Consider the following 21015-nt stretch of genomic DNA (forward strand, 5'->3'; position numbering starts at 1 on the left):
ACCGGAGCGCACCGTGGCCGATGAGCCGTCCCTCGGCGAGCTGTGGCGGCTCATCGAGGCCATGCGGGGCGACGTCCGCGACGACATGAGCCAGATCAACGCCCGACTCGACAGGCTCGTGTCCGCCGACGTGTACGCCGTGGAGAAGGCCGCGATGGCGAAGGACATCAGCGATCTCGGAGAGACCGTGAAGGGCATCCAGCGACAGCGAGAGCAGGACGCGGAGCGGGTCACCCAGACCCGCCGCTGGGTCGTGGCCTCGGTCATCATCCCGCTCCTGGGCCTCGTCATGCCCGTGTTGTTGTTCCTGGCCGGAGGCAAGTGATGGGCACCCCGACCCGAACCCGCGCCGAGGCCCGCAAGCACCGGCGGCGCGGCAACGTCCTCGGCACGGCGGCCGCGCTCATCGTCGCGGGGGCGCTCGCCGCGCTGGTCACCGGGTTCATGTCCCTGTACCGGGACTTGGACCGCGCGAACGAAGCCCGCGACGCGCTCGCGAAGCAGGTGCAGGCGCTCGGCGGGAAGCCGGTGGCCGGCCCGCCCGGCAGCCGCGGCGAGCCGGGGCAGACCATCGTCGGTCAGCGCGGCCCCTCCGGTCCTCCCGGGCCCAGCGGCAAGGCGGCCCCGACCCTCACCCCGAAGCCCGGCCCCACCGGGCCACCCGGCCCGCCCGGGGCCGACTCGACCGTGCCCGGCCCGACCGGGCCCGCCGGGAGCGACGGCACCGGCGCCCCCGGAGCGCCCGGCGAGGACGGCGACGACGGTACGGACGGGGCCCCGCCCTCGGAGTGGACGTACGTCGACCAGGACGGCCGCGAGTACCGGTGCGTCCCCGCCGACGACTTTGACCCCGGCCAGCCCCGCTACCGGTGCACGCCGACCAGCACACCCAGCCCGTCACCCGGCGGCGACGAGGCCGACTCCACGCCGCCGTCGAGCACGCCGTCCGAGCCGGAGCCGAGCTCTGCGCCCACGCTCCCGTTCGGCCTCGACCGCCGACAACCCTGGAAGGCGTCCTGAGCGTCTACCGAGCGGACCGGGCCCGCTCCCACACGGCGTGCGACAGCTCCAGCATCGCAGCGCGGGACCGCTCGTAGTGCGCCTCGTCGAGGGCGGCCAGGGCCTGCGCGGCCAGGAGCCGGATGGGCTCGGGCAGCTCGTCCTGGGCCGCGACCTTGTAGGCGTAGGTGCGGCGGAGCGTCCGCTCCTCGGCGGTGACCCCGGAGTCGCTCAGCGGGAAGACCGCGGCCTCGTACTGAGCCATGCCGAGGATCAGGCCATGGGAGAGCCCCTCGGCGAAGCCGCGGTCGTGAGCAGCCTGGTGGGCGGCGCGGAGCCTCGCCATGATGCGGCGCCGGAACAGCAGGACGCCGAGCCCCGCAACGCACCCGCAGACCACCCCGGCGATACCTGCCGTGGTCCCATCGGCGATCACGCCCCCGACGAGCACACCCGCAGTGAGCCCCATGAGGGCGGCCGCGAGGGCATAGAGCAGGACGGTACGGGCGGGCGAGAACGAGCGCATACCGCAAGTCTGTCAAGACGCTCCGCAGCGAGCAGATCCCGAGGAACACGTGAATCGAACATACGATGGGCTCATGCCCACGCCGCCGCCCACGAAGGGTGATCCTCTGCTGTGCCCGTCTGACGAGGTCGGACGCTGCGCTAAGTGCTCCGCTCCGTGCCACCGGTACGGGAACGGCGGGAACCCACTGTGCCGCTCCTGCCTCGCCAAGGTCGAGGCCAAGCGGCCGAAGCGACCTTCCGCGACCTGACGTCGGAGACGGTAGAGGGGGACGAACCGTGAACGCAGCCCTTGCAGGGTTAGCAGGCACGACGATCGGCGCCATAGCGGGTGTCGCGGGAGCCTGGCTCGCTCAGCGTGGGCAGCTGCGACTCCAGCGTGAGCAGCGTGCCCACGACGAACGAGTGCGCTGGCTGGACGACAAACGCGTCCTCTACCGCGACCTCCTGATTGCCATGTACGCCTGGCACGACGGCTTGAACTCCATCTGGCGAGGGGAGGAGGACGAGCACCTCTCGGAAGCAGTCCTCGATGCCCACAAGCTGAGCGTCGAAGTGATGCTGATCGGCCCTGACCCCGTCAAGGCGGCTGTGAGCGAGGCGCGCCAGAAGTTCTTCGCAGCCAACCACAGCGTCACCAGGCGTTCTTCCGAGGACGAGCCCGATCCGTTGGCCGACGTCAAGGACGCGCTGAAGGAGCTTCAGACGCTGCTGCGTCGAGATCTCTCTGAGCCTGGTCAGCTGCAGCAAGACCTGGGCTGACCAGGCCCACACGCTGTCGCTACCGCTTCGGCTGCCCACCCATCGGCGTGCCGATCATCCGGACATTCCGGTCCCGGTAGCACCTGTTGACCCGGCGCTGCTCGGCGAGCAGCTTCTCGTGCAACGGCCACGAGGCAGCGAACGCCTCAGCCGGCGTCGGGAAGAAGCCGGTCTCGTACGAGATCCCGTTGAAGCACCCCAAGTCGACGTACCAGCCCTCGGTGGGGTCCTCCGGGTCCGGGGCCGCGTAGCGGAGTTCCCCGATCTTCCCGCTCTTGTCGTGTATCTCGACGCATTGCGCGTCGTCGGTGCACTTCAGTTCCATTCCCATGGCAACTCCTCTTGGTGTGCGCCTTTGTGGATAGACGAGCGAGTCGATTGCCCGTCCTCTGGCCTCCAGGTCGTCGGTGACTTCCACCGCGATGGAACTGGAGCGCAAGGGTTTCCAATGAGGACTGCGGAGTCGTCCACGATGGGGATGATGCCGAGTCAGGAGAATGCCGGAGGGCCCCGCCGAAACGAGGCCCTCCGGATGCGTCGTTCAATCAGAAGCGGCTCTGAACCCAGAGGAGGATGAGGCTGACGACGCCGCTGCCGAGGCTGTACGCCGCGCCGTGCAGCACGTTCTCGTACACCGCAGCCGCGTTCCGGCTACGCCACCGCTGCACACGACGGCGTAACCGAATCAAGAGGCTGTTGGTTGAGCAAGCTGGCTTGGTAGTCTCCAAAGGAACTTCCCTTCACGTAGTCGGTGGAACGGACAGTTCGGCAAGGGAGCCCTCCTCAACACCAGGCCTAGGAAACCGAGTTGAGGATGAGCTCCCTTTGCGTTGGACGAGTGTACGCCCGAGGCCTGACGGACCGCGGGCACTCAGGGGTAGCTTCGTGCATCGGTGAATCCCGACGCATACGCTCGCCGCTTCCTGGATATTCCCCTAGGAGTCCTTACGCCGGAAGGTCGCTTTCTCGCCCCGCCCGTCTTGAAATCGCCTAAGCGCCCCCTCGCGTTGCCCGGGGAAGCACACAGCGCGTGTTGGACTGCGTGTTCTTGGAAAGGCTCAGCCATCGCGAGCGAGCAGGGGGCGAGCTCGCCTGTCGGAAGGCAACCGCATGGCGAACCCGGACGCCATCCCGTTCACCTGCCCGAAGTGCGGGGCATCGACGAAGGCCAACCGCCGCACAGGGCTGCTGTATTCACACCAGCCGCCCGGTCGGCTGGTCGCCTGCAACGAGTCCGGCGCGGTCGTCGTGCGGGCCCAGGGAGGGATGTCGGCCAGCCTGCCCTCGCTCCGGCCGGAGCCGTCGGAGCCGAGCGAGCCGGCGCCGCGTTCGGTTGTGCTTGAGGAACGGTCGACGAGCGTGAGGGCCATTCCTGGCGGCCTGCCGTCGCTGGGGCGGCGCCGCCGCTGACCCTTAGGCCCTGAGCGCAGGATCGCTCTGAGGGAAGCGCATAATCTGTGTTAAGAGCGACTAGCATCGGATCATGGGACACCAGATCATCGAGCAACCAGACGGACGACTCGCGGTCTTCTCCAGCGTGGTCGACTCCTTCGTCCTCCTGGATGCCACACCCGAGGAACTCACCGACTGGTACGCCGCAGAAGCCGAGCGCGAGGCGCGTGCGCGCACCCAACGCCTCCTCGACCGTCTCCAGGAGCGAGGGCCCCAACAGGTCTACGGGCGACATGCATTGACGTGGTCCGACGCGGCTCGGCTCCACAAAGAGCACGCACCCGAGGTACCCCTGCCCGAGAAAGCCCCGCACCAGTGACCGAGTACACCGTCACCGCGAGACCCCGCGCCGAACTCACCACCCCCGGCGCCGCCGACGAAGCCATCTACTGGCTCCGCGATGTCCTCGGCACCGTCGCACCCCGCGACCCCCACACCCGACGCCTCGGCGAACGCCGCCACCGCCTCGAGCTCCTCGCCGAATGCCTCGACCGCGACACCTTCCTCATCGTCACCTCATGGCTCGGCTCCGAAGCTGTCCCGGCCCTCACCTCGAAGCGCGCCTACGCCGACGACCTCCGCCTGTGGGCCACCGTCGCGCGTGAACTCGGCGGCCACGAGCGGCTGTTCATCGGCGCGATCACCCCCGACGTCGTCGAGACCTGGACGAAAATCCAGAAGGCACAGGGCAAGGCACCGCGCAGCATCAACCGCCGCCTGTCCGTCCTCACCTCGCTCGCCGAGTACGCGAAGTGGAAGACGAAGGACCACACCGTCACCTCCCCGGTCACCAAGCACGACCGAGTCCGCATCGACCCCCACGACGAGACGACCGCCACCCCGATCCTCGAAGTACCCGAGCTGCAGGCCGTCGTGAACGCCGCCGACACCGCCCGCCAGGCCCTCGTCGTCACCCTCATCTACACGCTCGCCGGCCGCGTCACCGAGTGCTGCACCGCCGAGCTCAACGACCTCAAGTCCCATAACGGGCAACGCCTGTTGGACCTCCGCCGCAAGGGCAACAAGGGCCGCGTATGGACCCTCCCGGACCGTCTCGCCGCCCTCATCGACGTCACCGCCACCGACCACACCAACCGGCCCGTCCTCGTCGACGACAGCGACAAGCCCATGGACCGGCACGCCGTCGACCGGCTCCTCACCCGCCTCGGCAAGCAGGCTGGCGTCCTGCCCGGCCGGGACCTCACCCCGCACGTCCTGCGCGCCTCCAAGCTCACGCACATGCACGACGCCGGAGTCCCCGTCGAGGAGATCCAGGAGTACGCCGACCACTCCGTGATCGAGACGACCCTGGGCTATATCCGGCGCCGCGACGCCGGCGCGCGCAAGGCGACGCACGCGGAGGCCGCCGTCGCGGTCTACGACCACCTCGTCGAGCGGTTCGTCGGCCACACGGGGGCTCCGTGAACAACCACTCGCAGGCGCGACCTCCTACCACGCGTGGTGGGCCCGACGCGGATATGTCGCGGGCTGCCGCAACACGGCGCGGGGCAAGGGGAGTTCACAGGAGGAGACTGGATTTCCCGGAGCGTCGTGGTGGAACGTTGAGGGTGTCCTGAACGACTGATCGGGGGCGGCATGACGGAGGACCGGCGGCTGGTACGGACGGCAGTGATCGGCAATGAGCATTCCGATGTGCCGGTGCTGCTACCCCTGACAGCCATCGAGCATCTCGCCTTCCGGAAGGTGCACGACGGTGACACGTACTGGTGCGGGCTGTTGTTGGGCGGCTGCGGCGCGCAGCTGTACGACAAGCTCTACACCGATGGGCGGGTCTGCCACTTCCAGCACAAGCCGGCGCCCAGCGGTGAGCGGGAGCGGTGCGGGCGCCGGGGTATCGGGGAGAGAAGCGCGGACCACCTGTATCTGAAGGCGGCCATGGAGAAGTCTCTGGCCAGCCATGGCCGGGCAGCCCGCTTCCTTTACCCCGACCCGATCGGATCCCTGGTCGACATGGAATTCGAAGACGGGCGTCTACTGCGGGTGCACCTGGACGGGCAGGTCCGGCCGGTGTGGGACGGGACGTCCCCGATCCTGGGTGAGGACGTGGTGGTCGATCCAGGGACCTGGTCGCGGTGCCCGTATGTGTATCGGGTGCGCGTCGATTCGGACGGGGATGGCCGACGAGTATGGATCGGCACCGAGCGCCTTGCCCACCCCACCCAGTGGGTACCACTCGCCGACTGCGGCTGGGACGAGGACGGCCTGGTGACCGAGGCCGCCCAACAGGCCATGCAGTCCCCGGTGTTACCGCCCCCCGCGGCTGCCCCACGAGTGCCGGAGAAGATCAAGGTTCTGGTGGATGCCCTGGAGCGGGCACAGCGCTCCGGGTCCGTGGAGATGGTGCGCCGTCTCGTCGCCGGCGCTGACGACGTCCTCGCCGATGTGAACGAGGCGGCGCGCGCCGACGCGGAGGATGCCCTCTCCGAGGCCCGCACCTGGCTGGACGGACACACGGGCTACCAGCAGGAAATCTTCGGGAAGTTGGAGCAGGCGGTGCGCGAGCAGCGCGTGTGGGATGTGCGCTCCATACTCTCTCAGGCGGAGGCGCTGACCCGGCTGGGCGCCAGTGAGGCCGAACAGCGGATACTGCAGGCCGCGCGGGCGTTGCTGCGGCAGCGGGATCACCCGGTGGAAGCCAAAGCGCCGGTGCGGGTGCCTGTGATCGCCCCGCGGGCCCGCCCTAGTACGCGGACCCGTGCGGCCAAGACACCGGTGACGGCGCCGGCGCGGGACTCCAAGCGGCGGGCGCAGCAGGAGCAGGAGCTGGCAGCGGATCGGGCGCGCACGACTATGCAGGTCCTGCTCCACAAGAGCAGTCGCATGTCCGCGCGCGCACGCGCGGCGAAGGCCGAACGGCTGCGGGAGGCGCTGGTGCGTGCTCCAGGCTTGTTGACCAAGAGCGAGCGGCGGGTGGCGCGGTCGCTGGTCCGCGCCAACGAGCTTCCGGCGCAGCCCGGCTCGCCCGGGCGGCGGCCGATGAAGGAGCCCGCCCGCTCACCTCGTCGTGAGCCGGAGGCCCTGCCGGCGGAGAGGCTCAAGTCGGCGGCGAGCGCCGTACGCGGAGCGCTAAAACGGACCGCTCGGGAACAGCGCACCGTCACCTGGGACCAGCTCCGCGACCAGCTGGGCTCCGCCTTGCCCCGGATGTGCGCCGCGGACCGCCGCCAGATGCTGCTCCTCGTGGACGGCGCGGCCCAGGACGGAGAACCGCTGCTGTCCAGCGTGCTCGCCGCCGCCGATCCCCATCTGGCGGAGCCCTACAGGCTCAGTGTGGTCCACCACGGCGGGTACCTTCCGGAAGACGACCGGGAGATGCTGCGCGAGGTCATCGACGCGGACGTGCAGGCCACCCACCGGTACTGGCGCCACCGCTGACCCGCCGCGGGGCCTGAACCGGACGCCGTGTGGGCCGGTTCAGGCCCCGCGATGACCGTAAACGAGCAGACTGCCTGACCGTGCGGTCATTTCACGACGTCCCTATCTGCGCCGTGCTGGGTCCGGGAAGGTGGCTGTATGCCATGCGATGCGGCGAATGTAGGGGACCAGTCGGACTGCGACGGGCCTGCTGACGCGGTGAAGATCGGTGACGGCAGCGGCGGCTTCGCGCTCGGGTGCGTGCACCACGGCACTCGCATGTACGCCTCGCTTGCGACCCCCCACGCCATCGACCACACGGTGCACGGCTCGGCCGCCGCGGTGATCCGTGCAGCGGCCGGCAAGGAACCGTTCTTCTGGCGTGCACGCCCACCCGTACCGGAGCCCACCGACAAGGAACTGGCAGAGGGGCTCTGCCAGGCGCTGTGCGAGATCGCGACGAAGCAGACCTTCGGGCTGCTTCCGGAGACCCTGGTTCACCGGGCGCCAGGTGAGGTTGCCGAGGTGCTGATGCGGCTGCGCTCTGCACCGCACGGAGAGCGGAACGACGGCGTCCCCGCAGGGGTGACCAACGTGTTCGAGCTCAACGCCTGGCTCGCGCAGCACACCTGGGAGAGCTGGGTCGAGGCGTCGCAGTCCACGCAAGGACGTCGGCACCGGTAGGCGTCCTCGTATGAACCGGGGCAGGGCTAAGCACCGTCCGTCGCCCGGCGCAGGCTCAGGTGGTGCCGTACTGCTCGAGGGCGCCGCGGCGGACGGTGGCGAGCAGGGGCAGGACGTCGTCCTCGGTGGTGTCGCTGAGCGCGACGAGGAAGCTGATGACGGCGCGTCCGATGATCTCGGTCTGGGCGGGGGTGGCGCCGTCGGCGAACGCTTTGAGGGTGCCGAGGAGGACGCCGGAGACCCGGACGGTCGGGTCGGCGAAGAACTCCTCTTCGGCGGCGGCGAGTTCGCCGGCGCTCATGTCGTCGGTGATGCCGAACTGGCCGGGCAGGAGGACCTGGAGGATGTTCTCGCCGAGGTCGGTCAGCAGGGTCGCGGTGGGCGTCTCGCCGGGACGGTGCTGCAGGAGGGTGTCCATGGCGGCCTGGTCCTCGCGCCACATGGCCTCGAGGTAGCCGCAGGCGCGCAGGATGTCGTCGGGTGCCATGGGCTTGGCCACTGCTCGTACTCTCCTGCGCGGTTGAGGGGCGTTCAGCAGGGACGTTAGTCGACCGGACCGGGCACCGGGTCGGGGGTGTCCCAGAACCCGGTGTGGGCGATGGTGTCGGCGGTGACCGGGGGATGGCGGTCGGCGAGCAGGGGGTGGGTGGCGGTCATCTGGCCGACGAGGAGGTTCGGGAAGCGGGACTGCAGGGGTTGGCGGCGGTCGTTGAGGAGCAGCGCGGTCTCGCCGGGGTCGGCCGGCTCGGGCCGCACGTCGAGGTAGGCCTTCAGCGCGGCGCCGGTGAGGGGTTCGAGGGTGAACTTGCGGCCGACGTTCTCGTGTTGGTCGGGTGCGCGGACTTCCCAGGTGCCGTCGGGCTGGGGGTAGAGGTGCTCGCGGTTGACGCGGACGACTTCGGCGGGGCGCAGGCCCTCGAGGAGCAGGAAGACGATGAGCTGGTCGCGCTGCCAGTGGCGGGAGTGCGCGGCACCCCAGGAGCCGATGACGGAGAAGAGGACGGCGCGTTCCATCCGGTCGAGCTTGTTCTTCGCGCCGGCCGGGCGGCCTACGCCGGAGCGGAGCGCGGTGAGGTTCGGCGGGAGTGTGATGTGGCCGCGGGCGGCCTCGTAGAACTGGGTGAGGGCGCTGATGCGGCGGTCGTGGCTGCGGGCGGCTTCGGGGTGCTGCTGGGCGAGGGCGGCGAGTGCGTCGGGCCCGTCGAAGGTGCGCCCGTTGAGGTAGGGGGCGAGGTGCCATTCGGCGGCCCAGGCGGCGATGTCCTTGGGGCGTGCGGTGAGGGCGTCCAGCGGCGGGTTCTGGCGGGTGCACCAGGTGAGGAAGAAGCCGATCTCGCGGCGGTATTCGGCGCGGGTGGAGGGGCGCAGGGCCGAGGTGTTGAGCCAGTCGTCAAGCAGATCAGCGGGTTCCATGCCTCGTATTGTGCCCGCACTTCCACGATCTTGACTTTACAAAACTTCGGAGCGCCTCAGCCCCAGACTGCTCTGTGGTTCTGTGCGTGGGGCAGTGCGGGGCGTTGGCCGCGCGTGTGCGGGTTAGGAAGTGGTGGGCCGAAGTTTTGTAAAGCTGCTGGTGGTGGGTGATGCGGGGGCGGCCCGGGGATCCGTACGACGCTGACGTGCACGCTACGACGGGCGCCGCCGTACCGCTGGACCGCGTTCCCCGCGCGTGTCCCCAGCCGGTCAGTCGACGACGATGCCGGGATAGCAGGAGCTGTGGTCCCACTGCTCCTCGTCGTCCTCGAACGGATACCCGCAATGGCACGTGGCCGGCCGCGCGGGCAGTCCCTCGGAGCGGTGCTTGAGAGCGACGAGCAGGGGAGCCTGCGCCAGCCACGCCTTGGGGTCATCGCCCGCATCGAGGAAGTCGTCAAAGGCTCGGTCGAAGGCGATGGTTGCCGACTCGCTCATGTCGGTCGGTGCGGCGGCGGCCTGCCTGCCGATCAGGTCATAGACGTCCTCTGCCTGACGCATCACGAAGGCGTACACGCGGCCGCAGAGTCGGCGTCCATGTCGTCCAGGCGCAGGATCTCGCCCTGGGCGTTGCACCAGACCTCGTCATGCTGCAGGAGGTCGCTCCAGTGCCTGACCCAACTCCAGTCACGCACGCGGTCCATGCTGCTCCTCTCCTACAGTCCGGGTATCGGGTCTTGGTCGGCGTCGCGCCGGTCGTGGCCGGCGCGGGTCTGCGGGTCGCACTCGGCGCCGTAGCGGCGGGCCCGGGAGACGGGATCGTGCAGCGGGCGGCCGCAGCGGCGGCACCACACCCGGCCCGGCCGTACGGGCGCGGGCGCGGGGAGGGATTCCTGCTGGTCGTCGGTCATCTCGGCCCTGATCCTGAATCAACTCTGGCGTGGTGACGCTCGGTTCGGATACGCTGCGCTTGCGCAATCACTATGACCTTCAAGGCCACCACCCGTTGCGGGCGGTGGCCTTTCGCCGTGACGGGGCGCCTACAGGTCGGCGACGAGGACGGTGGCGTTGTCGACGTGCGGGCCCGCGTGGTCGATCGCGGACTGCACGAAGTGGCGGGCGGCGGTGCGCGGGTCGCCGCCGAGGTAGGCGGCCAGGTTCCGGCACGAGTCCTCGAGCGGTTCGTACGCGCCGTCGCTCGCGAGGAGAAGACGGCCGCTCGCGGGCAGGGTCGCGGCCTCGACGGCCGGGTGGCCGCAGTCCGCGAGCAGCACCTCGTCGGTGTACGTCGAGCCGAGGCACGACGTGATCTGGTTGCGGTTGCCACCGTTCACGCGGCGGAGGTTGTGGTCGTCGGTGAGACGGACCAGGCCGTCGTCGGTGAGGAGGTAGGCGCGGGAGTCGCCGCACCAGGCGACCGTGGCGAGCTGCTTGCCGGGGACGGTGACGACAACGACGGCGCACGCGTCGGGGCCGACCGCCCACGGCCGCTGGCGTTCGGGTTCGGCGGCGTAGCGGGCGTGCAGGGCCCGCAGGGCGGACTCGGCGTCGCCGCAGTGGGCGGCGGTGCGGGCGAGCCGCTTCGCTGCGGCGCGGGTCCAGGCGCGGACCGTGTCGTTGGAGCCGATGCCGTCGAGGAGGACGTACGCGCGGGCGCCGTCCGGGGCGGTGCAGACGGCGGTGGCGTCGCACTGATGGGTGCGGGTGCCGAGGAGTTGGGCGGTGGCGTAGGTGCGCATGGTGGGCTCCTCAGGCGGCGAGGTCGGTCTGGTCGCGGGTGATGCGGCGGGCGGGGAGGTAGTCGCGGCCGAGTTCGCGGGCGATGAGCTGCTGGGCGCTGCGGGCCACGATGACGTGCCCGGCGGCCGTGGTTGCCTCCGGCCGGTCGAGGACGAAGGCGGTGCGATGGAGGGTGTAGGCGGTGATGCGGTCGAGGTAGAAGTCGCGGGCCTCGGCGCGGAGTCGGCACATGGCGCGGACCTGGATGCGGCCGGAGCGGGTGGTGCGGATGTCGTACGGCTCGATCGAGCGGACGGTCTCGTCGCCGTGTTCGTCGCGGTAGGTGATGGTGACGACGGTGCGGCGGTCGATGGCGCGGTAGAGGTCGGCGAGGGTCCGGGTGGTCGGCTGCTGGTGGGTGCGCTTCATGTGGGGTCCCCCGCTTGGTTGTTGGTGTGGGGTCCACACTACCGTTTAACATGTTGCATCACAACACCTTAAGGCGTACGCTGGGAACCAGCGGGGAGGCCCCCGCCCCACACCGTCAAGGTGTGGCATCACCACACGATATGGAGGACACTGGCGTGGCCCACCCCCGCTCGCGCCCGCCCAACCTGAACCGGTCCCGGCGGCGCCCGCCGAAAGGACCCCGCACCGTGGCCAGCGACATCCGCGCCCGCCTGCAGAAGAACGCCGCGCAGCTCAAGGCCGGCGGCCACGACGCCTCCGCGATCGAAGCGATCCTCGAGCCGGGCGGCTGGACCCTGCTTCGGTCCGCTCAGGGCACGGAGGGCGGCAGCACCGATAACCTGGCCCTGAACATCCCCGAGCCGCTCCGCGACAAGCTGCGGAAGGCCGCTGAAGCCAAGGACACGACGCTCGGCACCGTGGCGTCCGACGGGCTCCGGAAAGTGGCCGCAGGAGAGTGGGCCCCGCCGGTTCCCGTCCGGGCCCCCCGCGGCTCCCTGAAGGCCGGTGGCGTCAAGCGCGTCACCCTCAACGTGTGGGTCGAGACCGAACCGCGCCAGCAGGTCGAGGCGATGCTCCCCGACCTGACGAAGGAAGCGGGCCGCCGGATCACCCTCTCGCACACCGTTCTTTCCTGGCTCCGCGAGGAGCTGGGCGTCACCGACGACTGACCGGGGTGCGGGACGCCGGCCCCTACTGCGCCGCCCCGCACTCCGCGTGACAACCCCATAGGAGACACCCATGCCTCAGGGCATTCAGGCTGCCGCGAACGCGGGCGGCCCGACCTCGCACACCCGTTTCCAGTTCGCCCCGGCCACGAAGGAGCAGTCCAAGGCGCGTGTCGCCCTGGACGGGCCGTCGGGTTCGGGCAAGACGTTCACCGCGCTGACGATCGCCTCCGCGCTCGGTACGCGGATCGCGGTCATCGACACCGAGCGCGGCTCGGCCCGGAAGTACGCCAACGAGTTCGCCTTCGACGTCCTGGAGTTGGCGTACTTCTCCCCGGACGACCTGGTGGAGGCGCTCGCCGCCGCCGGGGCCGCCGGGTACGAGGTCGTGGTCGTCGACTCGCTGTCGCACTTCTGGTCCGGCAGCGGCGGCATGCTCGAGCAGGTCGACCACGCCGCGAAGAAGGGCTTCGGCGGGAACTCCTTCGGCGGGTGGAAGGAGGCCCGGCCGATGGAGCGCCGCATGGTCGACGCGCTCGTGGCCTTCCCGGGGCACGTGGTCGTGACGATGCGTACGAAGACCGACTACGTCCTGGAAACCAACGACCGGGGCCGCCAGGTTCCGCGCAAGGTCGGATTGAAGCCGGAGCAGCGCGAGGGCTTGGAGTACGAGTTCGACATCGTCGGCTCGCTCGACTTTGAGAACACCCTGATCGTCACGAAGTCCCGTGCGCGGGTGCTGACCGGCGCGGTCGTGAAGCAGCCGGGCATCGAGTTCGGGCAGCAGATCCGCGAGTGGCTGGAGGACGGCACCGCCGTCGAGCCGGTCGAGGACCTGATCTCGGAGGCGAAGCGGGCGGACGCGACGTTCGACGACCTCGGCGCGCTGATGCGGAAGGTCCGCGCCCGCCGACTGGAGGGCGCGCCCCTGCTGGACGACGAGGGGAAGCCGACAACGCTCGGCGAGCACATCCAGGAGCGCGGCAAGCAGATGCGCCGCGCCGCCGCCAGCACCGAGGGGAGCGCCGCCTGATGGCCGCCCGCGAGCACGGCACCCGCGCCAAGTACGTGGCCGACCGCTGCCGCTGCGAGCCCTGCCGGACGGCGAACCGGCAGGCGGAGAACCACCGGTACCGGCAGCAGGCGTACGGGCGTTGGCAGCCCTACGTCGACGCCCGCCCGGCCCGCGCCCACGTCCGCATGCTCATGGAGTACGGACTCGGATGGAAGCGCATCGCCGACCTGGCCGGCGTCGGCCGCGGCACCGTGGAGAAGCTGCTCTACGGTGCCGCGCACCGGGGCATGGAGCCGTCCAAGCGGGTCCGCCCGGAGACGGCCACCAGGCTCCTCGCCGTCCGCCCCGTGGGCGAGCGGCTCGGCGGCGCGGTCCTGGTCGACGCGACCGGCACAAGCCGCCGCCTGCGGGCGCTCGTCGCCGCCGGGTGGCCGCAGGCCCAACTCGCCGCCCGTCTGGGCGTGCAGGCCGGGAACTTCGGCAAGAGCCTGCGCTCCGAGCAGGTCCTCGCGGCCACCGAGCGTGCGGTGCGGAAGCTGTACGACGAGCTGTGGCGGGCCGACCCGCGCGAGCACGGCGTTACCGAGCAGGCCTACCGGCGGGCCCGGAACCACGCCCGTAGCCACGGCTGGGCTCCGGTGGGTGCGTGGGACGACGACACGATCGACGACCCGGCATCCGAGCCCTGGACCGAGTCGCCCGGTACAGGGCGGCGGTCGAAGAACGAGCTGGGCGCGATACGCCGCGAGGAGATCGCGCACCTGATCCAGTTCGGCCTGTCCGAGCAGGCCATCGCGCAACGTCTCGACATGTCCCAGTCGAGCGTGCGGAACATCGTCGCCGAGCTGCGCGGCGAGACCCCGGCGGCGGTGGCGCGCACGCAGCGCACCCGCCGACCGAAGCAGATGCCGCACCCCACCGCCCCTGAGAGGAGCGCCGCCTGATGGCCCGTCCGTCGAAGAAGCTGCCTCGTACGGCCACGCACCGGCCAGCCCTGCGGCGGCGCCGGTTCCGGCACGACGACCCGACCGCCCTCGATCTGTTCTCCGGGTTCGGAGGGCTGACCAAGGGGATTGAGGACGCCGGGTTCACCACGATCATGGCCGCGAACCACAAGCCGTACAAGGTCGAGGTCCATGAGGCGAACCACCCGCACGCCGAGCACTGGATCGCGGACCTGGTGGACCCCGATTCGTCCGACTACCACTCGGTGCGGGAGCTTCCGGCAGCCGATCTCCTCGTGGCCGGCGTCAGTTGCGTGAACCACTCGCAGGCGAATACCACGAAGGCGTACGAGCACGGGCTGACCCTGTTCGGGATGCACGATCCGGACTACGAGGCGCGGGTCACCAAGTCGGAGCGGGACCGGGCCACAGCGAACTGCGTGCTGCACTACGCGCAGAAGCACCGGCCGAAGATGATCCTGGTGGAGTGCACCACGGGGTTGCAGTCGTGGGGCAAGGCGGTGCCGGGCAAGACGTACGGCGATGGGTCGACGTACCGGTGGTGGCTGCAACAGTTCGAGCTGCTGGACTACAACCACGTGGTGCTGTTCCTGAACTCGCAGTTCTTCGGGGTGCCGCAGTCACGGAACCGGGGCTACTGGGTGTTCGTGGACAAGTCGCTGCCGATGCCGGACCTGGAGCACCGGCCGGTCTCGCGCTGCCACGGCTGCGACACGGACGTCGAGGCGGTCTGGACGTGGCGTACTGGCATCCCGGCGTCCGGGATCGTGGAGTACGGCAAGCAGTACGACTACCGGTGCCCGTCGTGCCGACGTGAGGTCGTGCCGCCGATGACGCCGTCCCTGGCCGCGCTCGACCTGACCGATCTCGGGACCCGAATCGGTGACCGCCCAATCAAGACGTTCACGAACAAGAAGACCGGCGAGGTGTTCAAGGGCCCCTTCGCGGCGTCGACGATGGCCCGCGCGCAGCGGTGCCTTGAGCGGTTCGGGGACTTCCCGGCGGTTCTGATGCCGGCGAAGGGCGTGCACGGGTCGGAGCGACACCCGTGGCAGTTGATGTCGACGCAGACCAGCCAGCAGGAGACGGCGCTGCTGCTCGCGGTCGACAACTACCAGGGTGCGCCGCGCGGTGCGGGCGAGCCGCTGCCCACGCAGCTCGGTTCGGAGACGTTCGGTGTGGTGTCGGCCGGGGTGGTGCCGTACCGGAACAACACGGTGCCCACCCTGCTGCAGGAGGCGATGCCGACGTTCACCGCCGAGCAGATCCCGGGTGTCCTGTCCGTCACCGGCACTGCCACCGGCGGGAAGCTGGATGCGGTGCAGTGGCCGCACGGCGGCAAGCCGGGCCTGGCTGGTCTCGCGGCGTCCCAGCAGATGCTGTTCGCCTCCTGGTACAAGCAGAACGGCAGCACCGGTACGGAGACAGCGCCGCACCCGCTGACCGATCCGCTGGGCACGCTCACCACCCGTGACACCACCGCGCTCCTTGCTGCGCAGTGGCATGCCGCGCTCGGCGACCTGCGGCTGGAGGACTGCTACTACCGGATGATGAAGGAGCACGAGATCGGCGTCGGCTGCGGCTTCGACGTCGACTTCGGGCCCCGCAAGGGCACTTTCATCGTCTGGGGGTCGGCCCGCGACCAGGTCGACGGCTTCGGGAACGCTGTCTCCCCGCAGGTCGGTGAGTGGATCGGGCTGCGGCTGCGGGCCGTCATCCACTCGCCGCAGGACTGCAACGACCTGACCATCGCTGCCTAGTCCCTCTGGCGGGGCCAACAGCGCCCCGCCCCTCGTCCACCCCACCAGGCCCCACCCCTCTGAACCGCCAGCCCGGGATACCCCCTTGTCTGAATCGAGGTTCGCCATGGCCACACCCGAGGTGCTCACGGCCCTCGCCGCGCCGCTGCTGCTCTCCGGCGCGCTCGTCTACGCCGGGCTCGACCGGCTCCGCCAGCGCTTCCACGTACCGGAGCCGAACCCGTACGCGATCGCGCGACTCCAGCAGGCCGCCGCCGAGCTGCGGGCCCGGCAGGCCGTGGCGGCGGCCGAGGCGATCGTGCGGGCCGAACGCGACCGCCTGGCCCCGCTGTACGACACCCCCACCCGCCCCCACACCAGCTGACCCCGAACCCCGAAGGAGGTGAGGACCGTGCCCCGACCGTCTGTCCGTGCCGTGTGCGCGGTCCTCGCCGCCGTCGCGGTCGTCGAGGTGCTGCGCCGCCACCAGCGTCGCCTGGAGCGGGCGTTGACCGCGGAGCGCGCCGGCCACCGGCTCCTCGACCAGGTCGTGCACCGCGCCCACGTGGCCGAGCTGCACCGGCTGCGCCGTCCGCCCGCCGGTGCGCCGTGCGATCCGAATTGCCAGAACTCGCAGAAAGGGGGCCTGACATGAGCCCGAACACCACCACCATCTCGCCGCGCGAGGCGAACCGTCTGCTGGTCGAGCATCGGCACTACCGGTACCGGAGCTGCGCGCCGGACGCCGACGACCCGACCCGGGCGGCCGGGGACCTGTCGGTGCCGGTGACGGCGTGGGAGGAGCCGGACCTGGACGGCGGGGAGCCGCAGAAGGTGCGGGCCGCGCGGGAGGCGACAGCGAAGCGCGTGTGCGCCGCATGCCCGGTCCTCGAGGTGTGCCGGGCGTACGCGAACTCGGTGACCGCCGACGGGAAGTTGGCGGAGCCGTACTCGGTGCGCGGCGGGCAGACCGCGCTGGAGCGGCACAAGCAGCTCGTCGCGACGCGGCACCAGCTGGTCGGGCCGGCGCCGGACGAGCAGCTGCAGACCCGGCAGAAGCGGGCCGTGCTGCGGGCGCTCGCCGCGCACACCGACCCGGCCGAGGTGGCTGCGGCGGCGGGGATGGACGTGCGGACGGCGAACTGGCAGCGCGCCCGCCTCGTACGGCTGCTGAACCTGCCGAAGACGGCGACGCGCGGGGCGCTGCTGGCGGCGGCGGCCGAGCGCGGGCTCCTCGAGGGCCTGGACGTGGTCGCCGACGACGGTTCGGTGCCCGCGATCCCCCGACCCGCGGCGACCCCGCAGCAGCAGACCGTGCCCGCGACCGCTCGGAAGGTGCGTGTGCCGCGCCCGCGGGGCGGGGCCGCTGCCCAACTCGCCCTGTTCCCCGTCACCGACCGCGCCGAGCGCCTGGAGGCCGCAGCATGACCACCGCCCACTCCCCCTCCGCCGACACCGTCCCGGCCGCCGAGGACGCCGACGCGACCGTACGGACCGACCTGGTGCTCGGCGGGCGGGCCACGATGACTGCCGAGTATCTGCGCGGGCTGATCGTGGCCGGCCAGCTCGTCGCCGCGGGCACGCCCCGGAAACTGCCGAACGACCTGTTCCCCGACGCCGATCCGGTGCTGGTGCAGGAGATCTGGGATCGGGCGTTCGCCGTGGGTTGGCAGACCCGTGGACTCGCGGGCCGGCCGTACTTCCACCGCGACCAGCTCGCGCGTCTGCAGGGCGAGTTGGCGGAGGCCGGGCACGTCGCGATGGCGGGGATGGTCGGGCGAGCCCTGGCAACGGCGCTGCATACGCACCCTGCTGACGACGCGTCGGACGGGCGGGAGCACTGACGTGGGGCGGGTCAAGCAGACACGACGACACGTTCGGGGAGGGCTGGCCCCTTTGCCGGGGTCAACCGGTAGGCTGCGCTATGCGCCAGACGACCACTCAGATACGGGTGCGCCGAATGGGGCACGAGGGCAAGGCAATGCCCCCGCTGGATTCCCAGGCTCTTGCCGGATGACCTGGGAGCGGGGGCAGTGGCCGGGCCCTCTCTGCGAGAAGAAGACGCCGACCCTTGTCGGCACACCGACGTGAGGTACCGACATGCATGAGAGTACCCGGATCTCCGGGATGTCAGACAGTGGGACTGCAGTCTCCGCCGTGAGGATCACCACCTCGGCGTCGAGCACGGCCCCTGTCACCCCTACCCCGACCGTCGCATGAGCGCGCAGGGCGGCGCCGCCGCCTTGCCCGGTAGCGACGTGCCGATGACCCGCGAAGAGCTGCGGGAGACCCTCGGCGGGCTCATCCACGGACACAGTCGGTTCGACTCCACCGAGCGGGATGTCGACCAGGCCATGAAGGCCGTGGACGCCCACCTGAGCTACCTCGCCGAACAGGCGCAGGGACAGACCTCACCCGTTAAGGGAGATCAGCGATGACGTAACGACCTTCTGAGCGGGAGGTCACTGGGTGCCCCTTGGCCGGGAGCACACACCCTCAACCGCTGGCCGCTTGTTCGGTGTTGGCTCACCGTTCCACGGCCACTTGCAACGGCCCGAAGTTGGCGCTTCGAGCTAAGGCCCTCTCTTCCGGGTGGCACCGGCGAGCGGGCGATCTAACATGTTCTTCCGGAACCAGCACCGCCGAAGCGGGGCTTTTTTGTGCCCTCAAACAACTGGCGAAGGCAGGTACATAGTGCAGCACGCAACCCCTTGTTGTCAGCTTCCGCATGCCCGGACGGGCGATTCATCCCGAATCTCCCCCCTCGCGGACGACGTTGACGACACGCATTCCCCTCGTGACACGCACGCCCCCGATGTCGAAATCGAACAGGTAGGCGATTACAGTGCGGGACAGGCCGTCCTCGTGCGCGGCGTCTGCCAGGAGGTGCACGCCACCAAGTCGCGCCGCAGCGGCCCGCGTCGGTGGCGTCGCGCAGTGGTGTGGCTGATCGCAGCCGGCCTCCACCCCCGCGCGAACGCCACCACGCTCCGCGTCGCCGAGGACCTCGCCGCGCGCATGGACTACGACCTCGGACACGTCCGCTACTGCCTCGACGAGACCGCCGCCCGGCTCGGCGTGTCGACCGCGACCGTGAAGCGGCACGTGAAGGTGCTCCGAGAACTCGGCGCGCTCGCCTGGGTCGTGCACGGCACCCGCACCAACATCCGGCGCGCCCTCGGCCTCGGCGGCTACGCGGGCACCGCGACCGTCTACGCCGCGACCATCCCCGCCGCGTACGACCACGCCATGGGCCACACGATCGTGGGCTCCGGCTACGAGGCGCGGATCATCGTCGACCAGCGGAAGCCTGTGGATAACCCGGGTTCGGAGACCCGTGAGCCCCCTTCCCTAGCCTTGGTTGAGGGAGAGGGTCAGGTGCAGGTAGTGGGTGGTAGTAACTACACCTCGGGCCGGGGCCCGAGCCGTTCCGCCAACTCCCCCTCCCCCACGACCAACAAGCGCAGCAGCAAGAAGGGCTCCACCGGCCGCAGCCCCCTCCAGGTCGCCCGGGACATTCAGATCGCCCGGCAGGTGCGCCCGCTGGTGCCCTGGGTCCAGAAGGCCGGCCTGCGCCAGCTGGGGCACGCGCTGCGCCCGCTCATCGACCGCGGCCTCACCACCGACGTGATCGTCGCCGAGCTCACCTCGATGTGCATGTCCTGGCGCCCGGCCTCCCCTGCGGCGTACCTCCGTGCCGAGCTGGCCCGCCGCCAGGCCAACGACGAGCAAGCCGCCGCCGTAGCCGCCCAGTTCGAGCTCGAACACTGCGCCCAGGGCCCGTGGACCGCATCGGCCCCCTCGCTCGTCGCCGACGTCCTCGACGGACTCCGCCGGGGCATGGCCGCCTACTCCGCCAACCAGCGGGCGAACGGCCTCGACGACCTCATGCCCCACCAGACCGACGACGAGCAGGCCGCAGCCGCCGCCATGGCCGCGTTCCTGGGGAGCCCCGCATGACCGACCAGACCCTGGAGCCGTCCGGCGTCGACATGGCGCGCGCCGCCCTCGCCGCCGCGCGCGCCGCCGCGAAGTCCAAGCCCGCGCCCACCAAGAAGCGCACCACGAAGGCCAGCGCGCGCCGTAGCCAGAGCGGCCGCGACCCGATCGTCCTTGGCGGTGCCATCGAGCGGATGATGACCGAGCACGGCATGGACGTACCGACGGCCGGCGGCGGCCTCGTCGAGCAGTGGCCCACGATCGCGCCCGAACTCGCCCAGCACGTCGCCGCCGTGCGCTTCGACACCGAGACCGGCCTCCTGCACCTGCGCCCCACCTCGCCCGCGTACGCGACACAACTGCGGCTGCTGCAGGCCCAGGTTGTCAAGCGCATCCGCGAGAAGACCGGCCTGACTGCCGTGCGCGGCCTCCGAGTCCTCGCTCCTACCGCGGCGCCCACGCGGTCCGCCGCGACAGAGAAGGAGCACCCCGAGCCGACCGCGAACCGGGCGCCGGTCCGTACGCGGGAAACGGCCTGCGACGGCTACAAGGCCGCCCGCGACGCAATCTCGCCGCGCCCCAAGAGCAAGGTCGCGTCGGCCGTCGTCGAAGCGATCAGCCGGCAGACCGAACTGCTCCGCGAGAAGCGGGAGCCCGACGACGCGTTCCGGGACGCCCTGTGGGAAGCCGATCGACTCGCCTCGAAGCAGCAGCCCGCCGACCGAAGCGAGGAAGTACGCCGCGCCGCCCTGCAGCAGAAACGGCGAGAAGGCGCCGGCGCACTGCCCCGCCGCGCCTTCGACGTGGCCTGACCGACCGCCGCCGCCCGGGCCCGTTTTACGGCCGTGAAACGCGGAGCCCCCGTGCCCGGGGCAACAGAACGAGCGACATGTAGGACCGTGATCCTCGACCGCGACACCAAGCGGACGGAGCCGCCCGTGCATCCTGCCTACCAACTCGACGACGACCCGCGCGCCCTGTCCTCCGAGGAGCGCGCCGCCTGGCACCGCGCCCAGGAGGCCGACGAACGAGCCTGGCTCGACGACCACGCCCGCATGCACCTCGTCCGCGGCCGTACGTACGAGACCGCAGCTTGAAGGAGAACCCGATGCCCGTCACCCCGCCCATCAGCGCACCAGCCGAGCGTCCGACCGTCCCGCATCAGGGGCTGTTCCGAGAAGCCCAGTACGCGGACGGCCAGCCGTACGCCCGGGACACGGACGACGAGCCCGAAGACGACTGAAGGTGGTGACCATTGGTCACCACCTTGTCGTCAACCTGACCCGAAGGTG

General features: G+C 70.6%; 30 protein-coding genes. 21 read left to right on the forward strand and 9 right to left on the reverse strand.

The window, feature by feature from the left end; genetic code table 11:
• Window positions 1-13 precede the first annotated feature (13 nt).
• Window positions 14-325, forward strand: coding sequence for a hypothetical protein (locus tag ACIDOF_RS34710; RefSeq protein ID WP_409010209.1), 312 nt, complete (start codon window positions 14-16; stop codon window positions 323-325).
• Window positions 325-1020 (forward strand): hypothetical protein, encoded by a 696-nt coding sequence (locus ACIDOF_RS34715; protein WP_409010210.1) that lies wholly within the window; start codon window positions 325-327, stop codon window positions 1018-1020. The genes ACIDOF_RS34710 and ACIDOF_RS34715 overlap by 1 nt, the downstream gene beginning before the upstream one ends.
• A 4-nt stretch (window positions 1021-1024) precedes the next feature.
• Here ACIDOF_RS34715 and ACIDOF_RS34720 read toward each other — a convergent pair whose 3' ends face one another.
• The gene (locus ACIDOF_RS34720; RefSeq protein WP_409010211.1) at window positions 1025-1525 is read right to left on the reverse strand and encodes a hypothetical protein; all 501 of its coding nucleotides are present in this window, start codon (window positions 1523-1525) and stop codon (window positions 1025-1027) included.
• A gap of 278 nt (window positions 1526-1803) precedes the next feature.
• On the opposite strand from ACIDOF_RS34720, the gene ACIDOF_RS34725 reads away from it, so the two are divergent.
• Complete coding sequence (locus ACIDOF_RS34725; RefSeq protein WP_409010212.1) at window positions 1804-2286, forward strand: hypothetical protein; 483 nt, start codon at window positions 1804-1806, stop codon at window positions 2284-2286.
• Between the two features lie 19 nt (window positions 2287-2305).
• Here ACIDOF_RS34725 and ACIDOF_RS34730 read toward each other — a convergent pair whose 3' ends face one another.
• Window positions 2306-2617 carry a hypothetical protein gene (locus ACIDOF_RS34730; RefSeq protein WP_409010213.1) on the reverse strand — a complete coding sequence of 104 codons (312 nt, stop codon included), beginning with the start codon at window positions 2615-2617 and terminating at the stop codon, window positions 2306-2308.
• 779 nt (window positions 2618-3396) lie between these two features.
• Here ACIDOF_RS34730 and ACIDOF_RS34735 point away from each other — a divergent pair.
• From ACIDOF_RS34735 to ACIDOF_RS34755, 5 genes are all read left to right on the forward strand, one after another.
• A complete protein-coding gene (locus ACIDOF_RS34735; protein WP_409010214.1) occupies window positions 3397-3696 on the forward strand; it encodes a hypothetical protein in 300 nt (99 codons plus the stop codon).
• Window positions 3697-3769: 73 nt separating this feature from the next.
• A complete protein-coding gene (locus ACIDOF_RS34740) occupies window positions 3770-4057 on the forward strand; it encodes a hypothetical protein (RefSeq protein WP_409010215.1) in 288 nt (95 codons plus the stop codon).
• A complete protein-coding gene (locus ACIDOF_RS34745) occupies window positions 4054-5163 on the forward strand; it encodes a tyrosine-type recombinase/integrase (protein WP_409010216.1) in 1110 nt (369 codons plus the stop codon). Before ACIDOF_RS34740 ends, ACIDOF_RS34745 begins: the two co-directional genes overlap by 4 nt.
• Window positions 5164-5334: 171 nt before the next feature.
• Window positions 5335-7134 carry a hypothetical protein gene (locus ACIDOF_RS34750; RefSeq protein ID WP_409010217.1) on the forward strand — a complete coding sequence of 600 codons (1800 nt, stop codon included), beginning with the start codon at window positions 5335-5337 and terminating at the stop codon, window positions 7132-7134.
• Between the two features lie 198 nt (window positions 7135-7332).
• Window positions 7333-7797 (forward strand): hypothetical protein, encoded by a 465-nt coding sequence (locus ACIDOF_RS34755; RefSeq protein WP_409010218.1) that lies wholly within the window; start codon window positions 7333-7335, stop codon window positions 7795-7797.
• Window positions 7798-7852: 55 nt separating this feature from the next.
• Here the strand turns inward: ACIDOF_RS34755 and ACIDOF_RS34760 are convergent, their stop codons facing one another.
• The 7 genes from ACIDOF_RS34760 to ACIDOF_RS34790 all read right to left on the reverse strand — a co-directional run bounded on the left by ACIDOF_RS34760 (window position 7853) and on the right by ACIDOF_RS34790 (window position 11358).
• Window positions 7853-8296, reverse strand: a complete 444-nt coding sequence (locus tag ACIDOF_RS34760) for a hypothetical protein (protein ID WP_409010219.1) — start codon at window positions 8294-8296, stop codon at window positions 7853-7855.
• A 44-nt stretch (window positions 8297-8340) separates the two neighbouring features.
• Window positions 8341-9210: a tyrosine recombinase XerC gene (gene xerC, locus ACIDOF_RS34765; protein WP_409010220.1), complete on the reverse strand. Its 870-nt coding sequence runs from the start codon at window positions 9208-9210 to the stop codon at window positions 8341-8343.
• Between the two features lie 270 nt (window positions 9211-9480).
• Window positions 9481-9786 (reverse strand): hypothetical protein, encoded by a 306-nt coding sequence (locus ACIDOF_RS34770; RefSeq protein ID WP_409010221.1) that lies wholly within the window; start codon window positions 9784-9786, stop codon window positions 9481-9483.
• Window positions 9771-9914, reverse strand: coding sequence for a hypothetical protein (locus ACIDOF_RS34775; RefSeq protein ID WP_409010222.1), 144 nt, complete (start codon window positions 9912-9914; stop codon window positions 9771-9773). Before ACIDOF_RS34775 ends, ACIDOF_RS34770 begins: the two co-directional genes overlap by 16 nt.
• 12 nt (window positions 9915-9926) lie before the next feature.
• On the reverse strand, window positions 9927-10121 hold the full coding sequence (locus tag ACIDOF_RS34780; protein ID WP_409010223.1) for a DUF6011 domain-containing protein: 195 nt from the start codon (window positions 10119-10121) through the stop codon (window positions 9927-9929).
• Between the two features lie 129 nt (window positions 10122-10250).
• Window positions 10251-10949 (reverse strand): PP2C family protein-serine/threonine phosphatase, encoded by a 699-nt coding sequence (locus ACIDOF_RS34785; RefSeq protein WP_409010224.1) that lies wholly within the window; start codon window positions 10947-10949, stop codon window positions 10251-10253.
• A gap of 10 nt (window positions 10950-10959) precedes the next feature.
• Window positions 10960-11358 (reverse strand): WYL domain-containing protein, encoded by a 399-nt coding sequence (locus tag ACIDOF_RS34790; protein WP_409010225.1) that lies wholly within the window; start codon window positions 11356-11358, stop codon window positions 10960-10962.
• Window positions 11359-11585: 227 nt separating this feature from the next.
• Between ACIDOF_RS34790 and ACIDOF_RS34795 the strand changes: the two genes are divergently transcribed.
• From ACIDOF_RS34795 to ACIDOF_RS34855, 13 genes are all read left to right on the forward strand, one after another.
• Window positions 11586-12068, forward strand: coding sequence for a hypothetical protein (locus tag ACIDOF_RS34795; RefSeq protein WP_409010226.1), 483 nt, complete (start codon window positions 11586-11588; stop codon window positions 12066-12068).
• 70 nt (window positions 12069-12138) lie between these two features.
• Window positions 12139-13098, forward strand: a complete 960-nt coding sequence (locus tag ACIDOF_RS34800; protein WP_409010227.1) for an ATP-binding protein — start codon at window positions 12139-12141, stop codon at window positions 13096-13098.
• Entirely contained in the window at window positions 13098-14024 is a 927-nt protein-coding gene (locus tag ACIDOF_RS34805; protein ID WP_409010228.1) for a hypothetical protein, read from the forward strand. The genes ACIDOF_RS34800 and ACIDOF_RS34805 overlap by 1 nt, the downstream gene beginning before the upstream one ends.
• Window positions 14024-15805: a DNA cytosine methyltransferase gene (locus tag ACIDOF_RS34810; RefSeq protein ID WP_409010229.1), complete on the forward strand. Its 1782-nt coding sequence runs from the start codon at window positions 14024-14026 to the stop codon at window positions 15803-15805. The genes ACIDOF_RS34805 and ACIDOF_RS34810 overlap by 1 nt, the downstream gene beginning before the upstream one ends.
• 106 nt (window positions 15806-15911) lie before the next feature.
• Window positions 15912-16169 carry a hypothetical protein gene (locus tag ACIDOF_RS34815; protein ID WP_409010230.1) on the forward strand — a complete coding sequence of 86 codons (258 nt, stop codon included), beginning with the start codon at window positions 15912-15914 and terminating at the stop codon, window positions 16167-16169.
• A gap of 27 nt (window positions 16170-16196) precedes the next feature.
• Window positions 16197-16439, forward strand: coding sequence for a hypothetical protein (locus ACIDOF_RS34820; RefSeq protein WP_409010231.1), 243 nt, complete (start codon window positions 16197-16199; stop codon window positions 16437-16439).
• Window positions 16436-17212: a WhiB family transcriptional regulator gene (locus ACIDOF_RS34825; RefSeq protein WP_409010232.1), complete on the forward strand. Its 777-nt coding sequence runs from the start codon at window positions 16436-16438 to the stop codon at window positions 17210-17212. Before ACIDOF_RS34820 ends, ACIDOF_RS34825 begins: the two co-directional genes overlap by 4 nt.
• A complete protein-coding gene (locus ACIDOF_RS34830; RefSeq protein WP_409010233.1) occupies window positions 17209-17628 on the forward strand; it encodes a hypothetical protein in 420 nt (139 codons plus the stop codon). Before ACIDOF_RS34825 ends, ACIDOF_RS34830 begins: the two co-directional genes overlap by 4 nt.
• Before the next feature lie 420 nt (window positions 17629-18048).
• Window positions 18049-18222, forward strand: a complete 174-nt coding sequence (locus ACIDOF_RS34835) for a hypothetical protein (RefSeq protein ID WP_409010234.1) — start codon at window positions 18049-18051, stop codon at window positions 18220-18222.
• A 427-nt stretch (window positions 18223-18649) separates the two neighbouring features.
• The gene (locus tag ACIDOF_RS34840; RefSeq protein ID WP_409010235.1) at window positions 18650-19744 is read left to right on the forward strand and encodes a cell wall protein; all 1095 of its coding nucleotides are present in this window, start codon (window positions 18650-18652) and stop codon (window positions 19742-19744) included.
• The gene (locus tag ACIDOF_RS34845) at window positions 19741-20535 is read left to right on the forward strand and encodes a DciA family protein (protein ID WP_409010236.1); all 795 of its coding nucleotides are present in this window, start codon (window positions 19741-19743) and stop codon (window positions 20533-20535) included. Before ACIDOF_RS34840 ends, ACIDOF_RS34845 begins: the two co-directional genes overlap by 4 nt.
• A gap of 126 nt (window positions 20536-20661) precedes the next feature.
• Window positions 20662-20820 carry a hypothetical protein gene (locus tag ACIDOF_RS34850; RefSeq protein ID WP_409010237.1) on the forward strand — a complete coding sequence of 53 codons (159 nt, stop codon included), beginning with the start codon at window positions 20662-20664 and terminating at the stop codon, window positions 20818-20820.
• An 11-nt stretch (window positions 20821-20831) separates the two neighbouring features.
• The gene (locus ACIDOF_RS34855; RefSeq protein WP_409010238.1) at window positions 20832-20966 is read left to right on the forward strand and encodes a hypothetical protein; all 135 of its coding nucleotides are present in this window, start codon (window positions 20832-20834) and stop codon (window positions 20964-20966) included.
• The last annotated feature ends 49 nt before the right edge of the window (window positions 20967-21015 follow it).

The sequence above is a fragment of the Streptomyces sp. Da 82-17 genome (assembly GCF_046098215.1).
In the GTDB taxonomy this organism is placed as follows: domain Bacteria; phylum Actinomycetota; class Actinomycetes; order Streptomycetales; family Streptomycetaceae; genus Streptomyces.